Here is a 23,058-nt window from a genome sequence, read left to right on the forward strand (position 1 = left end):
CTCGAGCGGTTGCCGACACACCCGGCCAGCCGGATCGACGAACTGCTTCCGCATCGCTGGGCACCGTCGGCCTGAGGGTCCTCACCGTAGGCCGGCAGCCGTCAAGGTGACTTGGCCGGACGCATACGTTTCGGCTGGCGGCCACCCGCAGCACAGATGGCCGGAACCCCGCGCGGCGCAGGGATTTCAGGCAAGAAAAAGGGCCCGGAGACTATCCGAGCCCTTGAGTATGGTGGTGGAAAGTTGACCATGTTCCGATTGGCCTCCCGAGCTTGCGAGCACTGGTGCGGGTTGCTGCGGGAATTCTCAAAGAACTCTAATCTGTTGGCAGGCCTCAAGAAACGGTTTTCGAAGGAAATTGCAGTCGGCATACGGTCGGCTCTGTGCCTGCTGGGCACGCATAGCCAGTATGTCGGCGGGCTGCTTGTCATACGCCTGGCATTCGTCCAGCACCTGTGTCAGCCAATACTTCCCGTCATTTTCCCCACAGAGTTTGGCCTTATAGCGTTCTTCAATGCCATACACATCTTTCCAGGTTTCAATTTCTTCGGTGATGGCGGCAGGGCCGAATTGCATCTGTACGTCTGTAGGCTTGAGGTTCTCGATGTCGGAATGCTGCAAGGCCACTTGAATATCGATGATTTGAGCCGCAGCGGCGAAGGGATAGAAGGCCTTGCGCCGTCCAGCTAAATTGTATGCAGGGTCCTTGCTGAGCTTATAGGTGCTGTTGCATTCATGGCAGGCCGGCGCGAGATTCCGAAAGTTGATGGAGTTAAACGGATATAGCGCCTTGGGAAGGTAATGGTCGTAGGCCTCACGTTTACTGTGATGTTCGCCCTTGATATCGCCGATGCCGCAAAACGGGCATTTCCCAGCCTTGTTGGTGGCCACAAAGGTTTGATAGTGATCCTCGATGTCACCGATTTTCGCGCGCAGTGCTGCGAGGTCCAGCAGAGACTGCGAGTACAAGCCCTTGAAGAACGTGCCGAGCTGGGCGGCAAGGTTTTTGTGATTAACGGCGATGTCGGCGTAACGGGCGAGGTGTGTTGCCGGATCATTGGCGCACACTTTCTCCAAATCATTATTTCCCTGATACCACTGCTGAAACTGTTTGATCTGCACGGCGGTTAGCGCCGAAAACAGGCCGTAGATTCGCTCCACATGGCCGTAGAAGAAATCAGCACCTTGCGCATCGGAGTAATAGAAGGCCTCCATTACTTCGCGCAACTCCGCATTGGCGTCGAATAGGTTCAGACCAAAAGGGCCACTTGTCGGGGCCTTGCACCACACCTCATGAAAGATGAAGTCGATGAACTTCTGCATCCTCTCCATCTGGTGCGGCACATAGGTGTACGGAAACAGCATCAGCCCTGCGCCTCCCCTTTGACGGGCTGATCGCCGTCGAGGATGGCCTTGATCAGCAGCACCTTTTCTACCGAGTCGCCGAGTTGCTGGTGAATCTCCGTGATCAGAGCTTCCTTGTCTTGGCCGCCCTGCTCGAAGCGGGCCCGCAACGCCTCCAGCAAGGCCTGCGCATGGCCGCCGATGGTTTCGCGTTTGCCGAAGGTGTTCATGGTGATCTTGTTGATCGAAGCGCCCAGCGTGTTGTAGTCCGGGTGGCGGATGCTGACCGCGCCATTGGTTTTGTCCTGGGCAAACACCAGCACCTTGTCCGGCTTACTGTCGGAGATCAGGAAAGGTGTATGGGTGGTGATCAGCATTTCCTGTGCGAATTCACCCTTGCCCGGGAGGCACTGGCGCAAACGGGTGATAAAGCTGGCGCGCCAGTCAGGGTTGAAGTGCGTCTCGGGCTCATCGAGCAGGAACAGACTGTTGGTGTCCCTAAACAGCAGGCATAGCCCGAGGCTGTGCAGCAATTGATGCTCGCCATCCGACAGCTCCTTGAGCATCATCGGTCGCGCCACGCCCTGCTTCGTGAAGCGCACGAACTTGAAACGCATGATGCGCTGGTCGGATGCCAGCGTCGGCACCGTTTCGCCGACGTAATAGCTGGTGGATGTGTAGAGATCCGACTTCAGCGCATCGCTGACCGAATACAGGTTCAGCGTCAGCAGGACTTGCAGCGCCTGGAACAGGGACAGGGCGGAATCATCGAAATTGTCGCGGAAGGCATCTTTCGTCCGCTCGTTGACCCAATAGTCCAAGATCAGCGTATCGGTAGCTTCGTCATGGAAATGCAGCGTGGCGCAACGCTTGAGTTTTTCAATTATGGAGGTCCGTTCGTCGCCTTCTAACCCATGCAGCAACTTGAGCCGGTAATCGCCCGTCTCCGGGTCAAGGTTGATGGCGGCGTTGTCTGCGAAGTAGCCCGGCTGCGTGTAACCGGGCTGGACATAATCACCCGCAGTAAAAGCCTCGGCTTGTTGCCGTGTCAGCGGGATACTCCGGCGCAGAATGATGCGAAATTCCTTGAGCGCCTCAATGCCGACATCCTCGCGGAAGGGCTGGAGCGTGGTCTCGTCCTGAAACAGCAGGTTGCACAGCAGGATGGCCTGGCTGAATCCACTATCGAGGTAGGCCAATCGCGCATCTGGGCGGCCAGGATAAGGTAGCTGTTTGGCCAGTGCTGTCCAGTATTCGTCGAACTGGACGAAACGCAGCTTGAAGAAGGGCAAGCTGAGGATCTCGTTCTCGCCCGACGAATAGCCCAGCACGTACTGCGGCAGCAGGATGTCGGCGTGGCCGCCCTTGAAAACCTCGTAAACGTTGGTGTCGAAGTCGCTCTGGTTTTCCCACTGGAAGCGTACCGATTCACCGGGGTTTTTCCACACACCTACCTTCGCCCATTCCGGGCTGTTGGGGCCACGGTACTCAGAGGGTATGCGGATTAGGTAATCCAGCTCAAACGCTACCGGCGAAAAATCCTGATCGGCGTTCTGCAACACATCGGGCAGAAAGCTGCGGCGCACGCGCAGGATTTCCAGCTGAAAGAAGATTGCCGCCAGTGCTTCGAGCAGGTTGGATTTGCCGCTGCCATTGGGGCCAGCACAGACGAAGGGCGCAAAGCCGTCGGGCTGGGCCAGTTCATCCTGCAGGCTCCATTCCGTGCGGAAGTGATGCTCAAAACCACAGGGCAGGCTGCGAAAACCCGCTGAGTCTGTGATTTTGAGGCGCAGCAGTTTCATGCCTGCGCTGCCTTGAGCTCGATACGGTTGCCAGCGTCGTCAAACGCCTGCGCAAGCCGGCCAGAAGCCAGCGCCTCGAACACCCAGGCCTTAATGTGTTCATAGTCGCTCGCGCCCAGTTCGAAATCGTTGTCCGGGTGCAGTTCCGTGAACCGGCTTTGCGCCGCCGCCATAAAATGCTGCACTGAAAACGGCGTGCTGTCCAGTTGACCGCGATAGGCCTCCAGCCACTGGACGAGCAGATTCTTGCGCGCCTCCGCGCTCTCCAGCGCAGCCAGCAAGTTATCGGTGTCAGGCAGGTGGATTGCGAGGCTTTGTTCGCCGGGAATTTGCAAAGGTTCTGCTGCCACGGTTTTCTCTTTCTCCGGTTCGATGCCCAGCATGGGCACCCGCGACAAATCAAGCTCGCCCTTGAAGGCCTGCTGGCTCAGGGCACCGTAGAGGGCTTCGAGATCGGCGAGGCTTTTCTGGTAGCGGGATTTGATGGCTTCGACTTTTTCTACGATGACAGCGAATTGACTCTGGATTTCAACGGGCGGTTTGATCATCGTGATCTTCTCAAAATCACCCTTTGTAAGAATCTTCTTCATTCCCTTCGTCGCGTGGCTCTGTATGTAGGCCCGAGACAACTTAAATAAACCATACAGATACAGGGCGTTCACATCTTTGCCGGGCTGGATGGCATTGATCTGCTGATTGAACGACACCGTCCTGTCTGTTAATGCGGCACGCCCGATTGATTCGACGCTGCCAGCGATACAGGCTACAAGCAAGGCACCGTTCGTGACCGTTCTCGCCTTTTTCGCTCCAACCTCAGAAAGGTGCTCAGTGGCAGGCGTGACGAAAACAGCATCACCCGTGATGTTGTCCGTCTTGATCCACTCGATGAAGTCGCCATCGTAATTGGCGGGATCATTTCTGGGTGGCGTATTGCCCGTCGAAATCTTGCCGAAGGCCTTCAACTCGGGTTTGTCCCAACCCTTCTCATTCCGCACCGGGTCGCCAAACATCTCCAGAAACACACCCTTGAGCAGGTCGTCGAGTTGTTGCAGGTGTTGTTTGCGCTGGGCGATCAGCCCTTCCACTTTACCGAGAAAATGGGTAATGCGGATTTGGTTGTCGATAGGCGGCAGGGGGAGTTTGATGCTCTCCAACCCCTTAAACTTCAGGGAGTCACGTACCGCGCCCTCAGTATTGGCCCGAATCTGAGAATTGCCCCAGGCGCTTTTCAGAAAGCGCAGCAAATAGTCGGCATGAATATCTCTCGCACCTTCGAAAACAATATACAGCGGGCTAACCAGTACCGAGCTGTCATGTCGAAGGTAGTCAATCGACCCAACATTGATGCGCGATGGGTTGTAGGCGAACTGACCAGGGTTGACGACCTTGTAATTCGATACGTCTTTGCTGAAAACTTCTTTGCTGAAGTAATCGGTTGATCGGGTAAATCCCTCCGAGTTGGTGACGGAAAAAACCTCTATGTCTGCTTCGGATCGATTTCGTTGACTCACCTGGTGAACGTGTTTTCCCAGTTCAACAATCGGGAAGAGGCTTTTCATCCTACCATCCCCTTTAATGCGAGCAATTCACGCACGATGCCACTTTTTACGTTTGCCAGATCGGCCTCTTCAACGTCACCCACTTCGGCCTGAATTAGTCGATCCAGAATCACACCCGGCGCGTCATAGCGCACTTCCTCGAACACATCGGTTTTGTAACGGGACAGCGAAAGGTCAAAGTTGTTCTCTTCATCCGCAATCTCAGTGCGCGGCACCACGAAGTATTTCGCCGTGCGCTCGGTGTCGGTGGCCGGATTACGGGCGTGGTATTTGGCAATGATGTCTTGCAGGTCACCGTTGCCATCCTGTTTGCTGCGTTTGTCGTCCAGCGAATAGCCATCGGCGGCCATCTCGTAGAACCAGACGTACTCGGTGGCGGGCTGGGTGACTTTTTCCTTCGAGCCCCAGACCTTGGTAAACAGCAGGATGGCGGTGCTGACCCCGGCGTAGGGTTTGAACACGCCGCCGGGCATGGTGATCACAGCCCTGAGGTCGCAACGCTCCACCAACAATTGGCGCAAGGCTTTGAATGCACCGCTGGAGCCAGTCAGCACCCCTTGCGGCACGATGACGCAGGCGGTGCCGCCTTTCTTCAGTAGGCGATAGATATTCTCGACAAACAGCAGCTCGGTCTTGGTGGTGCCGAGTTGCAGATTTTCGTTGATGTCGCCCTTGTCGATGCTACCGGTAAAGGGCGGGTTGGCCATCACGATGTCGTATTCGGATTCTTCGATGTAGCTCTTGCTGAGGGTATCCTTGTAGTCAATGTGGGGCTCGTCGATGCCGTGCATCATCAGGTTCATCAGCCCCAGGCGCACCATGGTGGCGTCGATGTCGTAGCCCCAGAGTGAGCTGGCCAGAATGGCTTGCGCTTTTTCGGTGAGCGCGGCGGCGACCGAGGTGCGCACGAAGCCATCTTCATCGGGCGTGAGGTCTTTGCTGCCTGCCTTGATAGCAAGTTGTGTGACGATGTACTGATAAGCGCCGAGCAAAAAGCCGCCGGAACCACAGGCAGGGTCAGCAATCTTGTGGCCCAGTTGCGGCTGCACCAGATCGGCCATCAGCTTGATGATGTGGCGTGGGGTGCGGAACTGGCCATTTTTGCCAGCGGTGGCGATTTCGGACAGCAGCATTTCATAGACATCGCCCTGGATGTCCTGAAAGGCTTGCCCGTTCTCACGCGAATCGCGCTCCATCACTTCGAAGATATCGTCGATGGTCTTCACCGCTTCCACCAGCAGAGCTGGCTTGGGGATGATGAAGACGGCATTTTTCATATGGTGGGTGAAGTTGGACTCCGCACCGTTCAGGTCTTTTAGGAAGGGGAATACCTTGCCCTGCACGTGCTGCAGCATTTCTTCAGCCTGCATGCGCTTGAATTCGCTCCAGCGCAGCGTGCGCTTGTCGATGGCGAATTTCTCTGGTTCCGGTTGGCTGCGGTATTCAGGCGGAATCCAGCTGCCTTCGAACTTGGAGGCGTAGTTCTCGCCGGTCCATTCGGCATCGGCCTGACGTTTCTGATCCAGCTCGTCGAGCCGCTTCATGAACAGCAGATAGGTAATCTGCTCGATGGCGGTGAGCGGGTTGCTGATGCCGCCGCTCCAGAATTTATTCCAGAGCTGGTCGATCTTGATTTTGAGTTCGGGGTTGTTCTGTAGCATGGGGTGCCCTGCTTTTTAGGCAGCCAACCGTTCGGTCAGCTGCAGGATTTCGTTGATCTCAAACGGACTAAACACGCCACGGATGCCCTGCGGGTGAATGACCGTAAAGGGGGCGTTGATCAGGTCTTTCTTCTCCACCTTTTCGCGCTCGATGATGAAGCCCTTCAGCAGATTGAGGAACTCCATCTGCCGGGTGCTGAGCGTGGTGTGGGCGCGGATGAATTGATCGAAGGCGGCGCTGACTTCATCCGGGAAGCTCTTGAGCACTTCAATGCCCAAGATGTGGCGGATGAACTGGATGAAGCGCGCTTTGCGGTTTTTGTAGACCTGACGCAGCAGGTCTTCGGTGATGTGCGGGTGTTCTTCGTGCAACAGTTCAGCGAGTTCATTGGCCTCCATCGCGCTGACCGGTTCTCCGTTCTTGATTTTCTGCAACACCGGGTTGTGCGCGGTGAGTTCAGCAATCAAGGCCTCGACCATTTCGCGGTAGCGGGTGACGCTGACCGCTTCGTGCTGCGGGCCAAACTCAACCCATTCCTTCTTGTGCAGTTCATCGGCCAGATCGAGATGGGTTTGCTCTTGGCCGGTGTTCTGCTCACGGAATTTCATCAGCGGGCCGAGTTTGGCGACCAGTTCGTCGAAGGCATCTTCATCCGCCTTGGCCCAGTAGTGGCTGGTTTGTGCGCCCCGAATCAGAGGCTCTTCCTGCTTGACGAAGCTGACCGAAAGCGGCAACTCGCTGATCTGTTCGACGATACCCTCCTTGATAGTTTCGGACTGCTCCTTGTCTTCATTCAAAACGGCCAGCGAATATTCCAGCAGGTCGCGCTCAAAACGCATAGCCTTGAAGTCAGCCTCGGACACGGTACGGAATAGCGGCTTGATTTCAGCGCGCAGAAACTCCAACCGTTCGTGACTGAGGCTGATCCAGAAGTTGTCGTCGTCCAGACGCGCCAGCGCGGCAGCAGCTTCCTTGATCACGACCGACTCCTTGGGCAGTGCAGCAATCTGCGCGCGGAGCTTGGCGATTTCCCGCGCAGCGATGTCGGCATGGCCACTGTCCTTGGCTTTCTCGATCTTGTCGAGGCGCAGGCCCACCAGCCGCACCGGCAGTGGCAACTGGGCTTTCAGCTCCTTGCCCTTGGGGTTGAGCTTGAAGTATTCGAAGTTGTCCCAGCAGTCGAGAATCAGGAACACATCCTTCTCAAGGCACCAGGGCTTGGGTTTGTTGGCTTCCAGCAAGCGCGTGCCGCGTCCGACCATCTGCCAGAACTTGGTATAGGAATAGACCGGCTTGGCGAAGACGAGGTTGACGATTTCGCGTACGTCGATGCCGGTGTCGAGCATGTCCACGCTGATGGCGATGCGCGGCATGTCGTTGTTGGTGAACTGATCTAGCAGGCCGCCTTTACCGTAGACGCGCGGATCGTCTGACACCAGCACCTTGGCGAGTTCGCCGTGGTATTGCGGATAGAGCTTGTCGAAGATTTCTTCCATGCGCCGGGCGTGCGCCTTGGTTGCACAGAAGAAGATAGTCTTGCCCGGCAGCACGCCATTGGCGTCCTTGATGGCTTCTTCCATGAATTCACGGACGATCAGGGTGTTGGTGCCCTTGTTGATCACCTGCTTTTCAAGCTGGGTACCCTCGAAGTTGATGTCTTCAATCTCCTTGCCCTGCAAGATCAGCTTTTTCTGGTCTTGCAGAGAAATGGTGCGCTTACTGATGCCTTCCATCTGAAACTTGGTCTGAATCTTCATGACCTGGAAGTTGCAGAGGTAGGGCGGCACGTTGTTCACGGCTTCTTCGTAGGTGTAGGCAAAAGTGGGAATGCCGTCTTCGCAATGGAAAAGCTGGAAGGTGTTGTGATCAATGATGTCGGTCGGCGTGGCGGTCAGGCCCAGCGTGATGGCCTTGAAGTAGCCGAGCACTTCACCAAAGGTGTTGTAGATCGAGCGGTGGCTTTCATCGACGACGATGAAATCGAAGAAGTGCGGCGACAGGTGCTGCGCCTCGTCCCGGATGATGTTGAGCATCGTGGGGTAGGTGGCGACATACACGCGGCGGTCCGTGGCTATCAGCTTTTCCCCGACGTTGGGCCAGCGCGGCTCGTTGGGCATGTGTTCCTTGAATGCCGCCAGTGCCTGCTCGCGCAACGCAATCCGATCAACCAGGAACAGCACCTTCTCTGCGTGACCAGCGCGCATCAGCGCATCAACCATGGCAATGCAGGTGCGGGTTTTGCCGGTGCCAGTGGCCATCACCAGCAGGAAATCACGCTGTTTTTTCTCGATGCCTTCGAGCACCGAACGAATCGCGCGGATCTGGTAATCACGCCCGGCAATCGAGGTGTTGATGAATTCCTGTGTCAGCGGCTTGCGATTGCGGCGGATGTAGGCAAAGCGTTCCAGATCGTCGCGTGTAGGAAAGCCGACCACCTTGCGTGGCGGCGCGTTTTCCAAGTCCCAGAAATAGAGCTCATGGCCGTTGGTGTAGAAGCAGAACGGCAATTCACCACCCAAGTGCTTCTGGATGTTGTAGCAGTACTGCTTTGCCTGCTCGCGGCCAATGGCGGCATCGCGGCTGGTCTTTTTGGCCTCGATTACGGCCAGCGGTTTGCGATCTTTGCCGAGCAAGACGTAATCGCTGAACTGGTGGCCTTCGTAGGGTGTGCGTGGCTCGGCCACGCCTACGGGCAAAGCGGTGAGGATGTCGAATTCCTCGACAACCTGGGTGGGGTCTTTGACATTCCAGCCTGCCTGAGCGAGTTGGTGGTCAATCAACTCAGACCGGGTTTGTGCCTCGGATTTAGTCATGCGTTACCTTCTCCCATCTGTCTGCCCTGAGCGCATGGCATTGCTATCGACCACTTTCTAGCGCCTGTGGTCGATAGAACCCTTTGATTCATTGGGTCAGCACCGAGGTATCGCCCGGCGGCCATCTCCGATCTATCGACGATAAGGCTCAGGATGTCCGATAGCACCTTCATGGCCTCGCCCCCGTTTGTTCCCATTTGGCAGCGCGGCCTTTGCCCGTTGGCGTTATCAGCCCTTCGGCTTTCATGGCCCGCAAGACGACGCGCACCATGTCGCGGCTGATGCCGGGGCAGGCTTCTTCGATTTCCGAAATCGAGAACGGCAGGTTTCTTTTGAGGATTTCAGCGCGTACACGGTCGCCCTTGGCACCGCGCCCGCGTTCGATGGTGCCGACACGTTCCTCAAATTCTTTGTATGCCCGCAGCAGAGCCCCCCAGAAGTAGTCCAGCCAAGGAGCAATGTCGTGGCTACCGTCATGCCAGCCTTGCGAGCTGGCCTCCAGCGTTTCGTAATAGCTCTCTTTCGATTCTTCGAAAATGCGCTCCAGGCTGATGAAGCGGCCCACCGCGTAGTCGAAGTGATAGAGTAATTGCAGAGTGAGCAGCCGTGCCATGCGGCCATTGCCATCCGGGAAGGGGTGGATGCAGAGAAAATCGAGGATGACCAGCGGCACCAGCACCAGTGGGTCAGCCAAATGTTGATCTAGCGCCGTGCGGTAGCGCGCAATCAGATCGCTCATCGCCATGGGCGTGAGATGCGCCGCCACGGGCCGGAAGCGAATGCGTGAGCTGCCATCGGGGTGGCGCTCGACGATATCGTTGTTGGTAGCTTTCCAGTGCCCCCCGGGCTGCGGCATGTAGCGATACAGAATGCCGTGAAGCTGCAGAACAGTGCCTTCCGAGAATGGCATCTGCTCGCCGCTTTCGTGGATCAGGCCCAGCGCGTCACGGTAGCCTGCCACCTCTTGCTCAGAGCGGCTTTGCGGTGTGGCGTTTTTGAGCACCAGCGACTTTAGGCGGTGCGCTGCGACCACCACGCCCTCTAGGCGGTTTGATGACTCGGTGGACTCCACCACGGCCACCTGCCGCAAGTCGCTCAACACCTCAGGCGACTGTGCCACGTACAGCTGCTGCTTACCCCGGTACTCGCCCAGAGCGCGCAGCGTCGCCAGTTGCTGAGCATCAAAGCGCAGCTTGGCGAGGTAGTCGGGCAAGAGTGAGTGCATGAAGGATCTCGGGGGCCGTAAATGGGGTAATCGTATCCTGAATTGGGGTAATGCGCCACGCCATTGCCCTTATAAATGAATGATTACCCTGTTTGGCAACGCTTGGCTTCTTGATCGTTCAGCGCGTGAATGGTGGCGTCATCCACCAACCAAGGAGCCCCGCAATGAACACCAAGCCCACCGCCACCGACGCCTACCTCGCCTGCGCCGCAGCCATCCACATCAAGTTGACCCGGCTGCAGCAACTGGCCGACGACCACTTCGGTCATGACCCTGACGCCATCCACTGGGGCCACATTGGTGACCTCGGCCGTGTGGATCAGGCGCTGGATGATCTGCCGGCGATCTTCGACGGTCAGGCCAAGTGACGGAGGCCATGATGGAGACCCTGCTCAAACTCTCCCCGGCTCAAAGCCTGCTGCTCCGCACTGCCGCCCGCCGTCCTGATGGGCGAGTGATCCCGCCCGATACGCTGCGCGGCGGCGCACGGGTCAAGGTGCTGACCTCACTGCTGCAGCGCGAATGGATCGAGCCCGCCGACGACGGCCACGTCATGACCGACGCGGGCTACGCGGCCATTGGACGGCAAAGGCCCGTGCCGCCGGATGATGTCCAGCCGGTGGACACCACCGACGACCTCCAACTTCTGGAGGGCATCCCGATCCGCCCTGGCACCAAGCTTGCCGCGCTGGTGATGGCACTGCGCCGCCCACAGGGCGCGACCAGCCTGCAACTGATGCTGGCCACTGGCTGGCAGCCCCACACCGTGCGTGGGGCGATTTCCGGAATGCTGCGCAAGAAGCTCGGACTCCACGTGGTGCTGGCGCACAACGATTCCGGCGAACGGGTGTACCGGGTGGTCTGATTGGTCGCCAAGGGTGTCAAATTTCTGGATACCCTTGCTCATACCCCGGCGCGACTGACGCATCGGACACAGGTTGTCGTAACTTGCCGTGAGGCGCGCGCACGCGCACGCGTGTAGAGAGTTACGTAGAACTGTGTCTGCTGCGTCAGACCGTGCGCAAAGGCTCGTGGGCCGATTTCTGCAACCCAGCCAGCGAATCGGCTGCAAACCCGCGCCAGCATTGAGTTTTCGTCCCTGGCCGTTTTTCGTTTCGCCTGGGTGCAAACCTGCGAGCCGGGTACGCACGAAGGTTCGCACCTTCCGCGTTGCCGCCATCCCGCACAGGCCCGCGCTGACCGGGCTTTCGGCCCGCTTGCCCACACTGCCAGGTGCGAACCGCAAACCCTGCAAACCTTGTTTCCTGGCCAGACGGTGGCGAGATGCTGCGCTCGCGCCCCCCGCATTGCGATTCGGGAAGGAAGGACCCCTTTTGCCTGGGGCATGTATGCGTGCGCGGGACATAACAATAGGCGGTGACCATCACCATCGTCACAATCATCACAGGCACTGACCCGCCGTGACAGTGGTGATGGTCGTGACGGTCGCCGCCTATTGTTTACACCGGCGAAAGCACAGATGTCCCCTCGGCACAATCATCACGCCGGGAGCGTAGCGGTGGATCGCAGTGGGCGATGGCGAACCAGCATGGATGAACGTGGACGGTGCTGGACCACCCTCGGTAGACTGCTGGGCAATGAATCCGCATCTGCTCACCCTGGCCCTGACACACCGCTCGAACAACTGCTGGAGTTGCCGAGCGCGGTGCGGATTGCTGCCTGCGCCCGAGAAGATTTGCAGCGCTTCAGCGCAGAGCAGTTGGCGCAGATGTTGGCCAGCATGGATGCCGCCATCACCGATACCGTGACATTGGCGCAAATCAAGCACGGCGGCGAGCTGGTCAACCGACGCGAGCAGCGCGACCTGGACTGGTTCATCGAGGTCACCAATCAAGCCGAATGGCGACGCCTCAGGTCGGCCACTGCAACGGACCGCGATTACCTCCGCCTTTTGGCGCTCTACAAGTTGGGCGCGGTGATTGAGGCCACAACAGATACCCCGCCCGGGATCATCATCAGGCCGGCGGTCGATGCGCTGATGGAGTCGCTGGAATCCTTGGTACTGGCCGATCTGTTACCGGAATCACCATCAATGGAACAGCTCATCGAGGAAGCGTGGAAGGCCGGACTCACGCCGGAGCCCGTTGCCGCCGACGAAGTGCGCAAGGCGCAATGCCAAGCCGTCAGACGGGCGGCCGATGCTCGACATGCCAGCAACCGAGCTGCCAAGCAAAAGGCCCTGGAACTGTTCGCTTCGAACACCTACCGCACCAAGGAAGAGGCCTACCGCATCATCGGCGCGCAGGTCTGCAAGGCACCGGGCACGATCAAGAATTGGATCGCGGGCATTCCAAAGGACTCGCCGCCCAAGTAATTTCACTGCGAACCTTCACGCTGCGCGCAGCGTGATCATCGTGCGCGCACCGTGTCTATGAATGCCGATTCTTGTGGCATTCAATACAGAGCATCCCCAAACGACCACGGATGCTCGCCATGTACCAACCCCGTCCCACACTGCCCGAAACCGGCTTCGTTCGGTTGCCGCAGATTCTGTCCTTGATCCCCATCAGCCGTTCGGCCTGGTGGGCGGGTATCCGGGAAGGCAAATTCCCCCAAGGCATCAAGCTCGGCAGCAAGACCACGGTCTGGCGCGCTGAAGATATTCGCAAACTCATCGAACGCTCGCGCTGATTCGGGCGGTGACGATGAGCGCGTCCATTCCTTCTCGGGACGGAGTAGTAGAGAACGACCGTCACCACCATCACGACCATCACACGGTCGAGGTGGAGGCTGCGGCCACCCCTGCAATCCCTGCGCAGACACCTGACACCGATCCCGTTGGTGTGATCGAAGCGGCACTGGTCCGTCTGGTGGATGACGTGGGGGTGCTGGCCGAGGAAGATGTAGTGCGCGCCTTCTCGATCCTCAAGGCCACGGACCTGCCCGGCTACTTGCGCCTGCGCCACGCCGCCAAGAAGGCCAATCGCGATTGCTCGGTGACGGTCCTCGACAAACTGGTGCGCGACGAACTGCCGGGCAGCAGTGACGATGCCAGCGCGCTCGATGAACTGGTCGCCTTGGCCCGGGCGCAGTGCCAGTTGCACCACGACGCGGATCGCAACGCGGTGGCCGTGATTCCCATGCCCAGTCGGCGCGAAGTGTGGCGTGTGTATTCCTCCGGCTTCGAAGACTGGTTGCGCGCTGCGTACTGGCGCGCCAAGGAAATGGGCGTGCCGGAGACCACGATGAAATCGGCACTGGCCACGCTCGCCGCTGCGGGCATCAACGATGGCGACGAGATCGAAGTGCACGTCCGCGCCGCCCGTTGCGACGATGGCTACATGATCGATCTGGCCGATGAGCAGTGGCAGGCCATTCACGTTACCCCGCAGGGCTGGCGGGTGGTGAACGAATCGCCGGTGTATTTCACCCGCACGCCCTCTATGCGTACACTGCCAATGCCTGTGCCGATGGGGGCGACCCATGGCGATGTCGGGTTGCTCTGGCAGCACACCAACATCCCGGCGCACAGCCGCGTGATGGTGCTGGCGTGGCTGCTGGACTGCTTCCGTCCGGACACCCCTTTCCCGGTGCTGGAGCTGGTGGGCGAACAAGGCTCAGCCAAGTCCACCACGCAATCCGTGCTGCGCAGCCTGGTTGATCTCAACAAGGTGATGCTGCGCGGCCGTCCCAAGACGGTGGAGGACGTGTTCGTCGCCGCCGCCAACAACTGGCTGGTCAGCTACGAGAACCTCTCTGGCCTCACGCCCGAGCAACAGGATGCCTTTTGCACCCTGGCCACCGGCGGCGGCTTTGCCTCGCGCCAGCTCTACACCAATGGCGAAGAGCACGTCATGGACACCAAACGGCCTGTGGTGCTCAACGGCATCGCCGTGGTTGCTACGCGCCCCGACCTGATCGACCGGGTGATTCACGTCGATCTGCCGACCATCCCCGCAGATGCCCGGCGTGACGATGCCGACACCCACTCTGGCTGGGAACGTGATCAGCCCACGGTGTTCGCCGGCTTGCTCGATCTGTTCTCGGCGGCGCTGGCCATCCTTCCGACGGTCAAGCTCACCCAGAAGCAGCGTATGGCCGATTACGAACGGCTGGGCGAGGCAGTAGCCCGCGCCCTGGGCTTTGCCCCTGGTGAGTTCCAGCAGCAGTACGCCGAGCTCGTGCGTGCGGGCATCGACCGGGCCTTGGAGAGCAACGCCGTCGCGCAAGCCCTGGACAAGTACCTCGTCGAGCGCGTGCTGCCCATCAACTGGCAAGGCACCGCCGGCCAGCTCTACGACCTTCTGAACACCCACAGCATCCCCGACCGCAGCAGTTGGCCTCGCTCGCCCAAGGGACTGTCGGATCAGTTGCGCCGCATCGCCCCGGCCTACCGCGCCAAGGGCATCGACATCACGCATCTCGGCCACAGCCGTGAGGGCGCGCGCTGGCGCATTGCCCAGACCCGTTCCCAAACCAATCCTGCCACGCCACCCGGCATCGAGGGTGGCACTCGATATGGAGCTCACCGTGAGTAATCCCAACTTGCATCCCGTCTGGGCCAAGGCCCTCGGCGTCACGCCGCAGACCACCAGCCCATCCACCTCTGCCGAAACGCAGCTGTCCCCGCTGGCTGCCGCGATTGCGGCGATGACCGGGCAAACCAACTCCCACCAGGGTTGGCAAGCCACTGGTCATCCGCATCGCCCCGGCGCGCCGGTCGGCATCAAGAAGCAGGTGGGCCCCGGCCTGTGGGTCAGCACTGTCGCGCGGCCAGGCGATACCCACTACCCCGTCCATCCCTGAACAAACTCCGGAGACCATCACCATGAAACTGAACCCGTTCAGCAAGAAGTCCAACCCCTACCTCGACAAGATCAAGGCCGAGCACGACGCGCTCAACCTGGAACTCACGCCCCTCAAGGCCGAATTGGCCGAGGCGGAAGCGGAGCACGCTGCGGCACGCGAGAAGCAAAACCGGCTGCGTGATGCCGCCGGCTCGATGTCGATGAACACGCCACCGGCCGCCAAAGCCCACTGGCCCATCCTGTGTGAGGCGAACCAGCGGATGGAAAGGCTCAAGTCGAAGGTGTCCAACCTGGAGAGCCAACTGCGTCCGCTGCAGCAGGTCTTGGTCACGCCAGAGCGCTTCGCAGTGGCCCGCAAACAGCTTGACGATCTGATGGCACAACGCAAGGCGCTCACCGCTGAGGTGCAGACGGTCGATGGCCAACTGACCAAGATCACCAAGCGGCTGGCGGACCTCGAAGCGCGCATTGCTGTCGAGACGAAGTCGGCATCCCGGGCGCTGCTGGACACCGAAGCGGAATTCGTTGTGCCTGAAACCTTGACCAAGCTGGAGGTGGAGTTGCGCATCACCCGGGCATCGCAGGTTGAACTTGAGCGCCAGCGTGATGCGATTCAAGGTCAACTGGCTGGCCTGCCCGATGCCGTGCGCAAGGCGCGGGATCACTTTATCCACTGCCGTGCGGCAATGGCCGAAATCGAGCTGAACGAACAGTTGATGCCGGTCATGAACGCACTGGCTCGCGCCTCGGCGGCCCGGCGCCAGATCAACTACCACCACGACGAAAGTCGCTTCCCGGTTGAGATTCCTCGAGCCTTGATCGAAGCGGCTGGCGATGCACTGGCGGCAGAAATGCCAGCGGCTTGATCGTCACGCAACCGGTCCACAGGCGAATTGGGTCCTTCCTCGCCACAAAGCAATACGGGGGGCGCGAGCGCGCTGCCCCGCTACCGACTGACCCCGAAACGGGGTTACCAGTTACCACCTCGGTTACCGCCCGGCACCGTGCCGGGTTACCACTCAAGGAGCTTTTGATGAACCACACGACAGCACCCCAAGCCAGCGATGACGCCCGCCACGTGCCCGTCAAGCGCTTGCAGCACTACAACCCTGAAGTCGAGCAGCGCGTGCAAGGCTGGTTTGCCAGCGGCCAACCGCTGGTCTGGATTCCCATCCTCAGCCAGGAGAACTTCCCGGACGTGCCCCAGCAACTCCTGGAGTTTGCCGACCACTACCAGGAGGCCATGCGCTGGCCTGTCCACCGGATGGAAGACCTGCTGCAGTTGCCCAATGGCATCACCGGCTGGTTGATGCCGGTCACGGCCAGTGACACCGACGTGGCCTGCGGGGTATGGAACGGCGAGATCTACATCCTGGGCGCCCGCGCGGCGTGATGACCATCGAGGCCGATTTCGACCACCTCGGGCCCTACCGCGTACAGCACGATGGCCACACCTACTGGTTCACCGGCAAATCCGGCACCCACCGCGCCAGTGGCGTGGCCACCCGCGAAATGGCGACCGCTGACGATGCCCGCCTGTGGATCACGCTCGGTGGCACCGCGATCTGGGAGGACTGAGGATGGCCGCCGAACAGCAACACACCATCTCGGCACACTTGGCGGCGCTGCCCTCCCTGCCAATGCCCGACCTCTGGGCGCTGTGGGATCAGCACTTTCCCCGGCGGCCCAGCCACCGCAACCGCAACTACGTGGAATCGCGTCTGGCGTACCGGATTCAGGAGCTGGCCTACGGCGCGCTGCCCACCAACATCCGCAAGATGCTGGTTGAGGCCGGTGCCAAGCATTCCAAGATCAAGTCGGCCGCCGGGCGCAGCGCGCAGACCCTGCTGATGCCCGGCACCACGCTAATCCGGGAATGGGATGAACGCGAGTACCGTGTGACGGTCACGCCCGATGGTCTGTATGCCCTGGATGGCCAGGTGTTCAAGAGCCTGTCGGCGGCGGCCCGCCACATTACCGGCACCCGCTGGAATGGGCCGAAGTTTTTTGGTCTGCGGGGCGGCAAGGGAGATGGTCAATGAACGCGCCCCTGCTTGTGCCACCGAAACGCTGCGCGGTGTATTGCCGTGTCTCCAGCGACGAACGGCTGGATCAGTCCTTCAATTCCATCGATGCCCAGAAGGAAGCTGGGCACGCCTTCATCAAGAGCCAGAGCCACGAGGGCTGGATCGCGGTGGCCGATGATTACGACGATGGCGGTTTCTCTGGCGGCAACATGGAGCGGCCCGCCCTGCGCCGCCTGATGGCGGACATCCAGATGGGCAAGGTCGACATCGTGGTCGTCTACAAGATCGACCGGCTATCACGCTCGCTGGCGGATTTTGCGCGGATGGTCGATGTGTTCGACCGCCACCGGGTCAGCTTCAGCGCGGTCACGCAGCAGATCAACTCGGCCACCTCGATGGGCCGGTTGATGCTCAACGTGCTGCTGTCCTTCGCGCAATTCGAACGGGAAGTGACCGGCGAGCGCATCCGCGACAAGATCGCCGCCAGCAAGGCCAAGGGGATGTGGATGGGTGGACCCCTGCCGCTGGGGTACGACGTGCGCGACCGGCTACTGGTGATTAACGGAACTGAGGCTGCCTTGGTCCGCCGCATCTTCGATGACTTCATGAACGTGCGCTCGGCCACCCTGATGGTCAAGACCTACGGCGCGGAAGGCGTGGTCACCAAGGGAGGCAAGCCCTTTACCAAGCAGACCATCTACAAGATGCTGCACAACCGGATGTACCTGGGCGAGATCGTGCACAAAGGCCAAAGCTTCCCTGGCCAGCATCAGGCCATCGTGACGCAGGCGCAGTGGGATGCAGTCCACGCACTGATCGCCACCGACGGCATCGAACGGCGGCGCGAGACCAACGACCGCCAGCGTGAGCCGGTGCTGCTGCGAGGCCTGCTGTTCACGCCCGACGGTGAAAGGCTGGTGCCCAGCTACACGGTCAAGAAGGGCAAGACATATCGGTACTACACACCCGTCAAGCATCGTCGGTTTGGGGCCTGGGCCAGCAGCCACGGGCCGTTGCCAGCGGCGCCCATCGAAGAACTGGTCACGCAGCAGATCGTCGCCGCGCTGTCAGCGCCGCACGCATTCAGTCGGTGTGGGATCGGATTCGGACAACCCGCCCAGACCTGTCAGAGCCTGAGGTGGTCTTGCCGATGCGAAATCTGGCTGGCCTATGGCAACAGTTGTTCCCCGCCGAACAGTGTCGACTGGCACAGCTACTGATCGACCGTGTGGTGATTGCCGACGGCGGGCTGGAGATCATCTGGCGCGCTCAGGGCTGGCAGGAACTGGCGGGCGAGCTGATGCCCGGAACCATTGGTGCGGAGTTGCAGGAATGGGAACAGCAGGAGGTGGAGGCATGAAGCCAAAAGTGCAGACCTTGGGTGGTCCCGTTGCGCGCGAACGCCGGGATGGCGGCCAGGTCAAGCTGTCCACCTTCATCCCGCTGAAGATCAGGAAACGCGGTGCCAGCAAGGTGGTGGTGCGGCCAGATGGGGTGGTCGAGTCGCCGGCTAAGGTCGCCAGCCAGGTTGACCAGCCCTTGCTGGTGGCGCTGACACGGGCCTTCTACTGGCAGCAATTGCTCGACGACGGCGTGGTTGGCAGTGGCGTGAGCGTCCAGCCGTCCCACCTTGTTTTGCGCTGACGCGCCCTGCTGGAGCCCGCCATCATCCAGAGCATCCTGGCCGGGCAGCAGCCCAAGTGCATGAGCCTGCTGTGGTTCCAGCGCAATCCGCTGCCGACCGACTGGGTGGCGCAGCGGGAGGTAGTGGCTGCGTTCGATGTCTGAACGAGCTATGCGCCCTCGATCACCCGTGCCACGTCTCCGTGGCATTCGGCGCATTGGCCCACCAGCAGCAAGTCGCCACCCTTGATGGTGCCGCTGAAATTGGTGATCGTTGTCTCAAAACGGCAGTGGCCGCACCAGACGTTGGACAGCAGCCGCTGGCGGATATTGGCAGGGATGGACTCCCAGCGCTGACGGGCGGGTTTGGTGAAGCTGGGAAATGACTCAACGCCTACTGTGGACTCTGCCAGTTCAGGCACCCGCTTGATCGCCATCGCCCTGGCTTCTTTCATCGCAGCCTGCTGAGTCTGCAGGTTCGGTGTTTTCTCGTTCATGGCATCACTCTGCGGCGACGGCAAACGACCGCAGCCACGGATCGAGGTGGGCAATGTCGAACGTGCCCGACTCGAACATCTGCATCATTTCCGCATAGATCTGCATCGGGGCGCGCCGCAAGCGCCAGCCATTGATGCGCAAAAACACGTCGGCCGCTGCAAAGGCGATGCGCTTGTTGCCGTCCACGAACGGGTGGTTGATCGCCAGGCTTTCCAGCAGGGCAGCTGCCTCAGCCACGATGTCATCGTAGTAGCCGGTCTGCGGGCGGAACAGTGCGGCCTCCAGGGCCCCCGGGTCACGCACGCCCGGCGCGCCGCCGTAACGCTGCATCAGCACCGTGTGCATGCCGAGCACATCGGCCACGGTCAGGTAATCGTGCGCCACGGTTTACTTGGCCAGTTCGCGGTAGAGGCTGTCGAACTCATCCAGACTGGACGCGAAAGAAGCCATCACGTGGCGGCGGGGGCGCTCCTTCTGCTGCCGGTCGATGTAGTCGCGCAGGGCTTCATCGAGCACCGCCTGGAACTGGCGGCCCTGGCTTTCTGCGATTTGGCGCAACGCCGCCAGCACATCCGGCGCGGCCTGGGAAGAAAACTTTTCGCGGACAGCAGTCGTCATGGCTATCTCCATCATGATCCATCTTGATGCTTCATGATAGAGCAAGATAGGAAGGTTGGCTACCGCGTTGACGGCGTTCGATGCCCGACCGGTGGCCTTGGTTGACGGTGAACCGGCGCGCGTAAGTTGTTGATTTTGCTAGACCGACATCTGCGCCTACCCGCAGGCCAAACGGAGAACTGAGACGGCTCTGGCAGAGAAAGTGGCCGATTTCAGGCATTTCGGCTGGTCGCCACCCGCAGCACATGCGGGCAGAACCCCGCGTGGTGCGGGGATTTCAGGCAAGAAAAAGGGCCCGGAGATTTTCCGAGCCCTTGTGTGTGGTGGCGGATGGTTGACCATGTGCCGACCGACCTCCCGAGCTTATGAGTATTGGTGCGGGCGTGAGCGGGTGCAATCAGGTTTTGCGCTTCAACCGCTCGACTTCGGCGTGGAAAGCCGGGGTCAGGTCTGCGATCAGGGACTCGATGTCGCGCACCTGATGTTGAACCGTCAGCACTGCGATGCCCTGCGGCACGAGGTCGTAGATCACGAAGTGTTGCCGCGCTGGAACCATCAGAAACGGAGCCGAACGGTACTGCCGCAAGCGCCCCTTCGCCGGGTTGGCGGCGGCAACGCCCATCGCCGCGTATAGGTCGGCGATATAGCGGTCGGCAACGTCATCGCCCCATTCCCGGAGTGACCGCGTGTAGATGCGGCGCAAATCCAGCGCCGCATTCCGAGTCAGCAGGAACCTGGCGGGCGATGGCACATCATTGCCAGCCATCGGCTTCCTTGCGGTCGAGCACCGCCATGTCGGTCTTGAAGTCGCCGCTGGACGCAAAGACGCGGCCTGCCGCCAAGTCTCGGTACCCGGCAAGGATGGCTTCCTGCACAAACTGGCCGTCGCGCCGTTCCATGTCGCGGCGGATCAGGTCGCGCACGTATTCGCTGGGTGTTTCGTAAAGACCCGCCTCGCCGACCATTCGGTCCACGAATTCAGCCAAAGGTTGCGACAGACGGGCGTTGATGCGTTCGGACATGGGAACCTCCTGGAGCGATCATGCAGCGAATTGTCGCACGGGTGGCTGCACTTGTCGCAACTATTGCACACAAAAAGGCCAGGCGACTGAACTGACACCTGATTTCGCTCATTTCGCCCCGAGGAATCACGGGCAAGCCATTGTCACGGAACAAATTTGGCTGATTTCGCCAAATTCGCACTGGGCCTCAACGCGATATCCCATCGCCTGGTAGCCGCGCTGCCGCTTGTCCCACATCCGCAGCAACGCCGGGTGGCCGGTGTCAACAAAGTCTATGATCCGCACGTCGGTCTTGCTGGCGTGCTCGCGGTGCAGGCGCCCGGCGTACTGCTGCAACGTCCCCCTCCAGGACACCGGCATCGCGAGGACCAGGGTGTCGAGCGGCGGGTGATCGAATCCCTCGCCAACCAGCTTGCCGGTGGACAGGAGGACACGTGGCGCGTCGGGCGGTAGTGCATCCAGGTCTGCGACCAGCGTCGCTCTTTGCTTCCTGGACATTCGTCCGTGCAAGACGAACGGTGTCGGCAGCAGGCCGTCGAGCTCCGCCTTGATGGCATCGAGGTGTTCCGTACGTTCGGTCAGGACCAGCACCTTGCGTCCCTGCGCGACGGCATCGCGCACCTCGGCGGCGATAGCTGCTGTTCGGGCCGGATCGTTGGCGAGGTGCCGGAAGACGTCCTGAATACCGGCCTCGGTCGGCAGATCAATCCGTGCGTGCCGGGAGTGCGGTATGACTGCCAGATCGTGCGGTGCTCCGGCCGGCGTGGCTGCCGTGTGGCGGATCGGCCCGCACTGCATGAAGATGATCGGCTGCTGCCCGTCGCGGCGGATCGGTGTCGCCGTCAGACCCAGCACGTATTTCGCCTTGGTCCGCTTGAGGATCGCGTCGAAGGAGACTGCGCCGACGTGGTGGCACTCGTCGACGATCACTTGGCCGTAGTCCTCGACCAGCGAGTTCACCTCGCCCTGGCGGGACAGGGACTGCATCACGGCGATGTCGATCTTGCCAGTCGGTTTGGCCTTGCCGCCGCCGATGGTGCCGACCACGCCCTTGGCGACCCCTAGAAAGGCTTGCAGGCGCTCCTGCCATTGCTTGAGCAACTCCGTGCGATGCACCAGCACCAGGGTGTTGACGCCCCGTCGGGCGATCATCGCGGCGGCGGTGACCGTCTTGCCGAAGGCAGTTGGCGCGCACAGCACGCCAGCATCGTGGGTGAGCAGTCCTGCAACAGCGGCTTCCTGATCGAGGCGCAGACTACCGACAAAAGACACGTCCAGCGGCTGGCCGCCGAAGCGTTCGTCTCGCAGGTCACAGGCAATGCCGTTCTCTCGCAGCAAGGACAGCGCGGCATCCAGGCAACCGCGCGGCAGGGCGATGTGCTGGGGATAGCTCTCGGCGCAGCCAATGACGCGCGGCTTGTCCCACACCGACATCCGCATCGCCTGGGCCTTGTAGAACTCAGGGTTTTGGAAAGCCGCCAGCCGGATCAGCCGGTTGGCCAGAGCCTGCGGCAACTCGGCCTTCTCGAAATAGATCAGATTGGCCAGCGTGACGGTCAGTGACTTCGGCATCGGACCGGCCAGTTTCTTGGCCGATGTGTTCTCGCGCCTCCAGGGCGTGGCCAGGTCCTCGTCGTCGATAAAGGTGACGTCCAGCGGATGGACGCCACCCGTGGCCCGGAGGATGGTCGGCTCGATATCGTGCGCGGCCATCGGCTGGATGGATGCGAGGAACGCCCATTGATCGGGGTACGGTCGCAGATCGGGATCGACAAAGACGCTGAAACCCTGCTCCCTCGGACCTTTCTGCAGCGGCAAGGCGATCAGGTTGCCGAATCCGCCCTTGGGCATCGTGTCCTGGTTCGGGAACAGTCGGTCATAGGATTCCAGCTTCAGTTGCCGGGTGCGAGCGCAGGTATGGGTAATGATGGCCGTTCCCAAGCGGCGGGCATCACGCGCTGAAACGCGGCTAGTGTCCTGTCCCGGTAATTCGTGCGCAGAGGCGAGCGAGTTTTTCGAGGATTGAATCCGCGGTGGCCGTCCAGGTGAACGGCTTGCAGTTCTCGTTGTACTGCCTGACGAAGCTGTCGATCTTT

At 60.4% G+C, this 23,058-nt stretch carries 23 protein-coding genes and 2 pseudogenes; 12 read left to right on the plus strand and 13 right to left on the minus strand.

Annotated features, from left to right (window positions below; genetic code table 11):
- Positions 1–306 precede the first annotated feature (306 nt).
- The 6 genes from IM725_RS14810 to IM725_RS14835 all read right to left on the minus strand — a co-directional run bounded on the left by IM725_RS14810 (position 307) and on the right by IM725_RS14835 (position 10,405).
- Positions 307–1,323, minus strand: coding sequence for an HNH endonuclease (locus IM725_RS14810; RefSeq protein ID WP_227753836.1), 1,017 nt, complete (start codon positions 1,321–1,323; stop codon positions 307–309).
- A 41-nt stretch (positions 1,324–1,364) separates the two neighbouring features.
- Positions 1,365–3,146, minus strand: a complete 1,782-nt coding sequence (locus tag IM725_RS14815) for a restriction system-associated AAA family ATPase (protein ID WP_193781413.1) — start codon at positions 3,144–3,146, stop codon at positions 1,365–1,367.
- On the minus strand, positions 3,143–4,705 hold the full coding sequence (locus tag IM725_RS14820; RefSeq protein ID WP_193781414.1) for a restriction endonuclease subunit S: 1,563 nt from the start codon (positions 4,703–4,705) through the stop codon (positions 3,143–3,145). Before IM725_RS14820 ends, IM725_RS14815 begins: the two co-directional genes overlap by 4 nt.
- The gene (locus IM725_RS14825; RefSeq protein WP_193781415.1) at positions 4,702–6,366 is read right to left on the minus strand and encodes a type I restriction-modification system subunit M; all 1,665 of its coding nucleotides are present in this window, start codon (positions 6,364–6,366) and stop codon (positions 4,702–4,704) included. The genes IM725_RS14820 and IM725_RS14825 overlap by 4 nt, the downstream gene beginning before the upstream one ends.
- Before the next feature lie 15 nt (positions 6,367–6,381).
- Complete coding sequence (locus tag IM725_RS14830; RefSeq protein ID WP_193781416.1) at positions 6,382–9,180, minus strand: type I restriction endonuclease subunit R; 2,799 nt, start codon at positions 9,178–9,180, stop codon at positions 6,382–6,384.
- A 169-nt stretch (positions 9,181–9,349) separates the two neighbouring features.
- Positions 9,350–10,405, minus strand: a complete 1,056-nt coding sequence (locus IM725_RS14835; RefSeq protein ID WP_193781417.1) for a Fic family protein — start codon at positions 10,403–10,405, stop codon at positions 9,350–9,352.
- A 164-nt stretch (positions 10,406–10,569) separates the two neighbouring features.
- Here IM725_RS14835 and IM725_RS14840 point away from each other — a divergent pair, with 164 nt between their 5' ends.
- From IM725_RS14840 to IM725_RS14895, 12 genes and pseudogenes are all read left to right on the plus strand, one after another.
- Positions 10,570–10,773 carry a hypothetical protein gene (locus IM725_RS14840; RefSeq protein WP_193781418.1) on the plus strand — a complete coding sequence of 68 codons (204 nt, stop codon included), beginning with the start codon at positions 10,570–10,572 and terminating at the stop codon, positions 10,771–10,773.
- An 11-nt stretch (positions 10,774–10,784) separates the two neighbouring features.
- Positions 10,785–11,270, plus strand: a complete 486-nt coding sequence (locus IM725_RS14845) for a DUF3489 domain-containing protein (RefSeq protein WP_193781419.1) — start codon at positions 10,785–10,787, stop codon at positions 11,268–11,270.
- A gap of 684 nt (positions 11,271–11,954) precedes the next feature.
- Positions 11,955–12,740 (plus strand): hypothetical protein, encoded by a 786-nt coding sequence (locus IM725_RS14850; RefSeq protein WP_193781420.1) that lies wholly within the window; start codon positions 11,955–11,957, stop codon positions 12,738–12,740.
- 119 nt (positions 12,741–12,859) lie between these two features.
- Positions 12,860–13,057 carry a helix-turn-helix transcriptional regulator gene (locus tag IM725_RS14855; RefSeq protein ID WP_193781421.1) on the plus strand — a complete coding sequence of 66 codons (198 nt, stop codon included), beginning with the start codon at positions 12,860–12,862 and terminating at the stop codon, positions 13,055–13,057.
- 14 nt (positions 13,058–13,071) lie between these two features.
- Positions 13,072–14,904 carry a hypothetical protein gene (locus tag IM725_RS14860; protein WP_227753837.1) on the plus strand — a complete coding sequence of 611 codons (1,833 nt, stop codon included), beginning with the start codon at positions 13,072–13,074 and terminating at the stop codon, positions 14,902–14,904.
- On the plus strand, positions 14,897–15,172 hold the full coding sequence (locus IM725_RS14865) for a hypothetical protein (protein ID WP_193781422.1): 276 nt from the start codon (positions 14,897–14,899) through the stop codon (positions 15,170–15,172). Before IM725_RS14860 ends, IM725_RS14865 begins: the two co-directional genes overlap by 8 nt.
- A 22-nt stretch (positions 15,173–15,194) precedes the next feature.
- Positions 15,195–16,040 carry a hypothetical protein gene (locus IM725_RS14870; protein WP_193781423.1) on the plus strand — a complete coding sequence of 282 codons (846 nt, stop codon included), beginning with the start codon at positions 15,195–15,197 and terminating at the stop codon, positions 16,038–16,040.
- A 167-nt stretch (positions 16,041–16,207) separates the two neighbouring features.
- Positions 16,208–16,567 carry a PX domain-containing protein gene (locus IM725_RS14875; protein WP_193781424.1) on the plus strand — a complete coding sequence of 120 codons (360 nt, stop codon included), beginning with the start codon at positions 16,208–16,210 and terminating at the stop codon, positions 16,565–16,567.
- Complete coding sequence (locus tag IM725_RS14880) at positions 16,567–16,752, plus strand: hypothetical protein (RefSeq protein ID WP_193781425.1); 186 nt, start codon at positions 16,567–16,569, stop codon at positions 16,750–16,752. The genes IM725_RS14875 and IM725_RS14880 overlap by 1 nt, the downstream gene beginning before the upstream one ends.
- A gap of 2 nt (positions 16,753–16,754) precedes the next feature.
- Positions 16,755–17,216: a DUF2924 domain-containing protein gene (locus IM725_RS14885; RefSeq protein ID WP_193781426.1), complete on the plus strand. Its 462-nt coding sequence runs from the start codon at positions 16,755–16,757 to the stop codon at positions 17,214–17,216.
- Positions 17,213–18,561: pseudogene (locus IM725_RS14890) on the plus strand (recombinase family protein). The gene IM725_RS14885 and the pseudogene IM725_RS14890 overlap by 4 nt, the downstream one beginning before the upstream one ends.
- Positions 18,558–18,845, plus strand: a complete 288-nt coding sequence (locus tag IM725_RS14895; protein ID WP_227753838.1) for a hypothetical protein — start codon at positions 18,558–18,560, stop codon at positions 18,843–18,845. The pseudogene IM725_RS14890 and the gene IM725_RS14895 overlap by 4 nt, the downstream one beginning before the upstream one ends.
- Positions 18,846–18,994: 149 nt before the next feature.
- Here IM725_RS14895 and IM725_RS14900 read toward each other — a convergent pair whose 3' ends face one another.
- The 7 genes and pseudogenes from IM725_RS14900 to IM725_RS14930 all read right to left on the minus strand — a co-directional run.
- Positions 18,995–19,321, minus strand: coding sequence for a hypothetical protein (locus IM725_RS14900; protein WP_227753839.1), 327 nt, complete (start codon positions 19,319–19,321; stop codon positions 18,995–18,997).
- Between the two features lie 4 nt (positions 19,322–19,325).
- Positions 19,326–19,706: a type II toxin-antitoxin system death-on-curing family toxin gene (locus IM725_RS14905; protein ID WP_193781427.1), complete on the minus strand. Its 381-nt coding sequence runs from the start codon at positions 19,704–19,706 to the stop codon at positions 19,326–19,328.
- 3 nt (positions 19,707–19,709) lie between these two features.
- Positions 19,710–19,940, minus strand: coding sequence for a hypothetical protein (locus tag IM725_RS14910; RefSeq protein ID WP_193781428.1), 231 nt, complete (start codon positions 19,938–19,940; stop codon positions 19,710–19,712).
- A gap of 397 nt (positions 19,941–20,337) precedes the next feature.
- Positions 20,338–20,706 (minus strand): type II toxin-antitoxin system RelE/ParE family toxin, encoded by a 369-nt coding sequence (locus IM725_RS14915; RefSeq protein WP_193781429.1) that lies wholly within the window; start codon positions 20,704–20,706, stop codon positions 20,338–20,340.
- Positions 20,693–20,962, minus strand: coding sequence for a ribbon-helix-helix domain-containing protein (locus IM725_RS14920; protein WP_193781430.1), 270 nt, complete (start codon positions 20,960–20,962; stop codon positions 20,693–20,695). The genes IM725_RS14915 and IM725_RS14920 overlap by 14 nt, the downstream gene beginning before the upstream one ends.
- Positions 20,963–21,088: 126 nt before the next feature.
- Positions 21,089–22,990, minus strand: a complete 1,902-nt coding sequence (locus IM725_RS14925; RefSeq protein WP_407692529.1) for a TOTE conflict system archaeo-eukaryotic primase domain-containing protein — start codon at positions 22,988–22,990, stop codon at positions 21,089–21,091.
- Positions 22,932–23,058 (minus strand): annotated as a pseudogene (locus IM725_RS14930) (IS630 family transposase); the annotation flags it as partial. The pseudogene IM725_RS14930 and the gene IM725_RS14925, both read right to left, overlap by 59 nt.

Origin of the sequence: Ramlibacter aquaticus, from assembly GCF_015159745.1 — a bacterium.
In the GTDB taxonomy this organism is placed as follows: Bacteria; Pseudomonadota; Gammaproteobacteria; order Burkholderiales; family Burkholderiaceae_C; genus Ramlibacter; species Ramlibacter aquaticus.

Excerpts from the sequence above, each read along its gene's own strand:
- IM725_RS14810 (WP_227753836.1), bottom strand. The coding sequence starts at position 1,323 with ATGCAGAAGTTCATCGACTTCATCTTTCATGAGGTGTGGTGCAAGGCC.
- IM725_RS14815 (WP_193781413.1), bottom strand. The coding sequence starts at position 3,146 with ATGAAACTGCTGCGCCTCAAAATCACAGACTCAGCGGGTTTTCGCAGC.
- IM725_RS14820 (WP_193781414.1), bottom strand. The coding sequence starts at position 4,705 with ATGAAAAGCCTCTTCCCGATTGTTGAACTGGGAAAACACGTTCACCAG.
- IM725_RS14825 (WP_193781415.1), bottom strand. The coding sequence starts at position 6,366 with ATGCTACAGAACAACCCCGAACTCAAAATCAAGATCGACCAGCTCTGG.
- IM725_RS14830 (WP_193781416.1), bottom strand. The coding sequence starts at position 9,180 with ATGACTAAATCCGAGGCACAAACCCGGTCTGAGTTGATTGACCACCAA.
- IM725_RS14835 (WP_193781417.1), bottom strand. The coding sequence starts at position 10,405 with ATGCACTCACTCTTGCCCGACTACCTCGCCAAGCTGCGCTTTGATGCT.
- IM725_RS14840 (WP_193781418.1), top strand. The coding sequence starts at position 10,570 with ATGAACACCAAGCCCACCGCCACCGACGCCTACCTCGCCTGCGCCGCA.
- IM725_RS14845 (WP_193781419.1), top strand. The coding sequence starts at position 10,785 with ATGGAGACCCTGCTCAAACTCTCCCCGGCTCAAAGCCTGCTGCTCCGC.
- IM725_RS14850 (WP_193781420.1), top strand. The coding sequence starts at position 11,955 with ATGGATGAACGTGGACGGTGCTGGACCACCCTCGGTAGACTGCTGGGC.
- IM725_RS14855 (WP_193781421.1), top strand. The coding sequence starts at position 12,860 with ATGTACCAACCCCGTCCCACACTGCCCGAAACCGGCTTCGTTCGGTTG.
- IM725_RS14860 (WP_227753837.1), top strand. The coding sequence starts at position 13,072 with ATGAGCGCGTCCATTCCTTCTCGGGACGGAGTAGTAGAGAACGACCGT.
- IM725_RS14870 (WP_193781423.1), top strand. The coding sequence starts at position 15,195 with ATGAAACTGAACCCGTTCAGCAAGAAGTCCAACCCCTACCTCGACAAG.
- IM725_RS14875 (WP_193781424.1), top strand. The coding sequence starts at position 16,208 with ATGAACCACACGACAGCACCCCAAGCCAGCGATGACGCCCGCCACGTG.
- IM725_RS14880 (WP_193781425.1), top strand. The coding sequence starts at position 16,567 with ATGACCATCGAGGCCGATTTCGACCACCTCGGGCCCTACCGCGTACAG.
- IM725_RS14885 (WP_193781426.1), top strand. The coding sequence starts at position 16,755 with ATGGCCGCCGAACAGCAACACACCATCTCGGCACACTTGGCGGCGCTG.
- IM725_RS14895 (WP_227753838.1), top strand. The coding sequence starts at position 18,558 with ATGAAGCCAAAAGTGCAGACCTTGGGTGGTCCCGTTGCGCGCGAACGC.
- IM725_RS14900 (WP_227753839.1), bottom strand. The coding sequence starts at position 19,321 with ATGAACGAGAAAACACCGAACCTGCAGACTCAGCAGGCTGCGATGAAA.
- IM725_RS14910 (WP_193781428.1), bottom strand. The coding sequence starts at position 19,940 with ATGACGACTGCTGTCCGCGAAAAGTTTTCTTCCCAGGCCGCGCCGGAT.
- IM725_RS14915 (WP_193781429.1), bottom strand. The coding sequence starts at position 20,706 with ATGGCTGGCAATGATGTGCCATCGCCCGCCAGGTTCCTGCTGACTCGG.
- IM725_RS14920 (WP_193781430.1), bottom strand. The coding sequence starts at position 20,962 with ATGTCCGAACGCATCAACGCCCGTCTGTCGCAACCTTTGGCTGAATTC.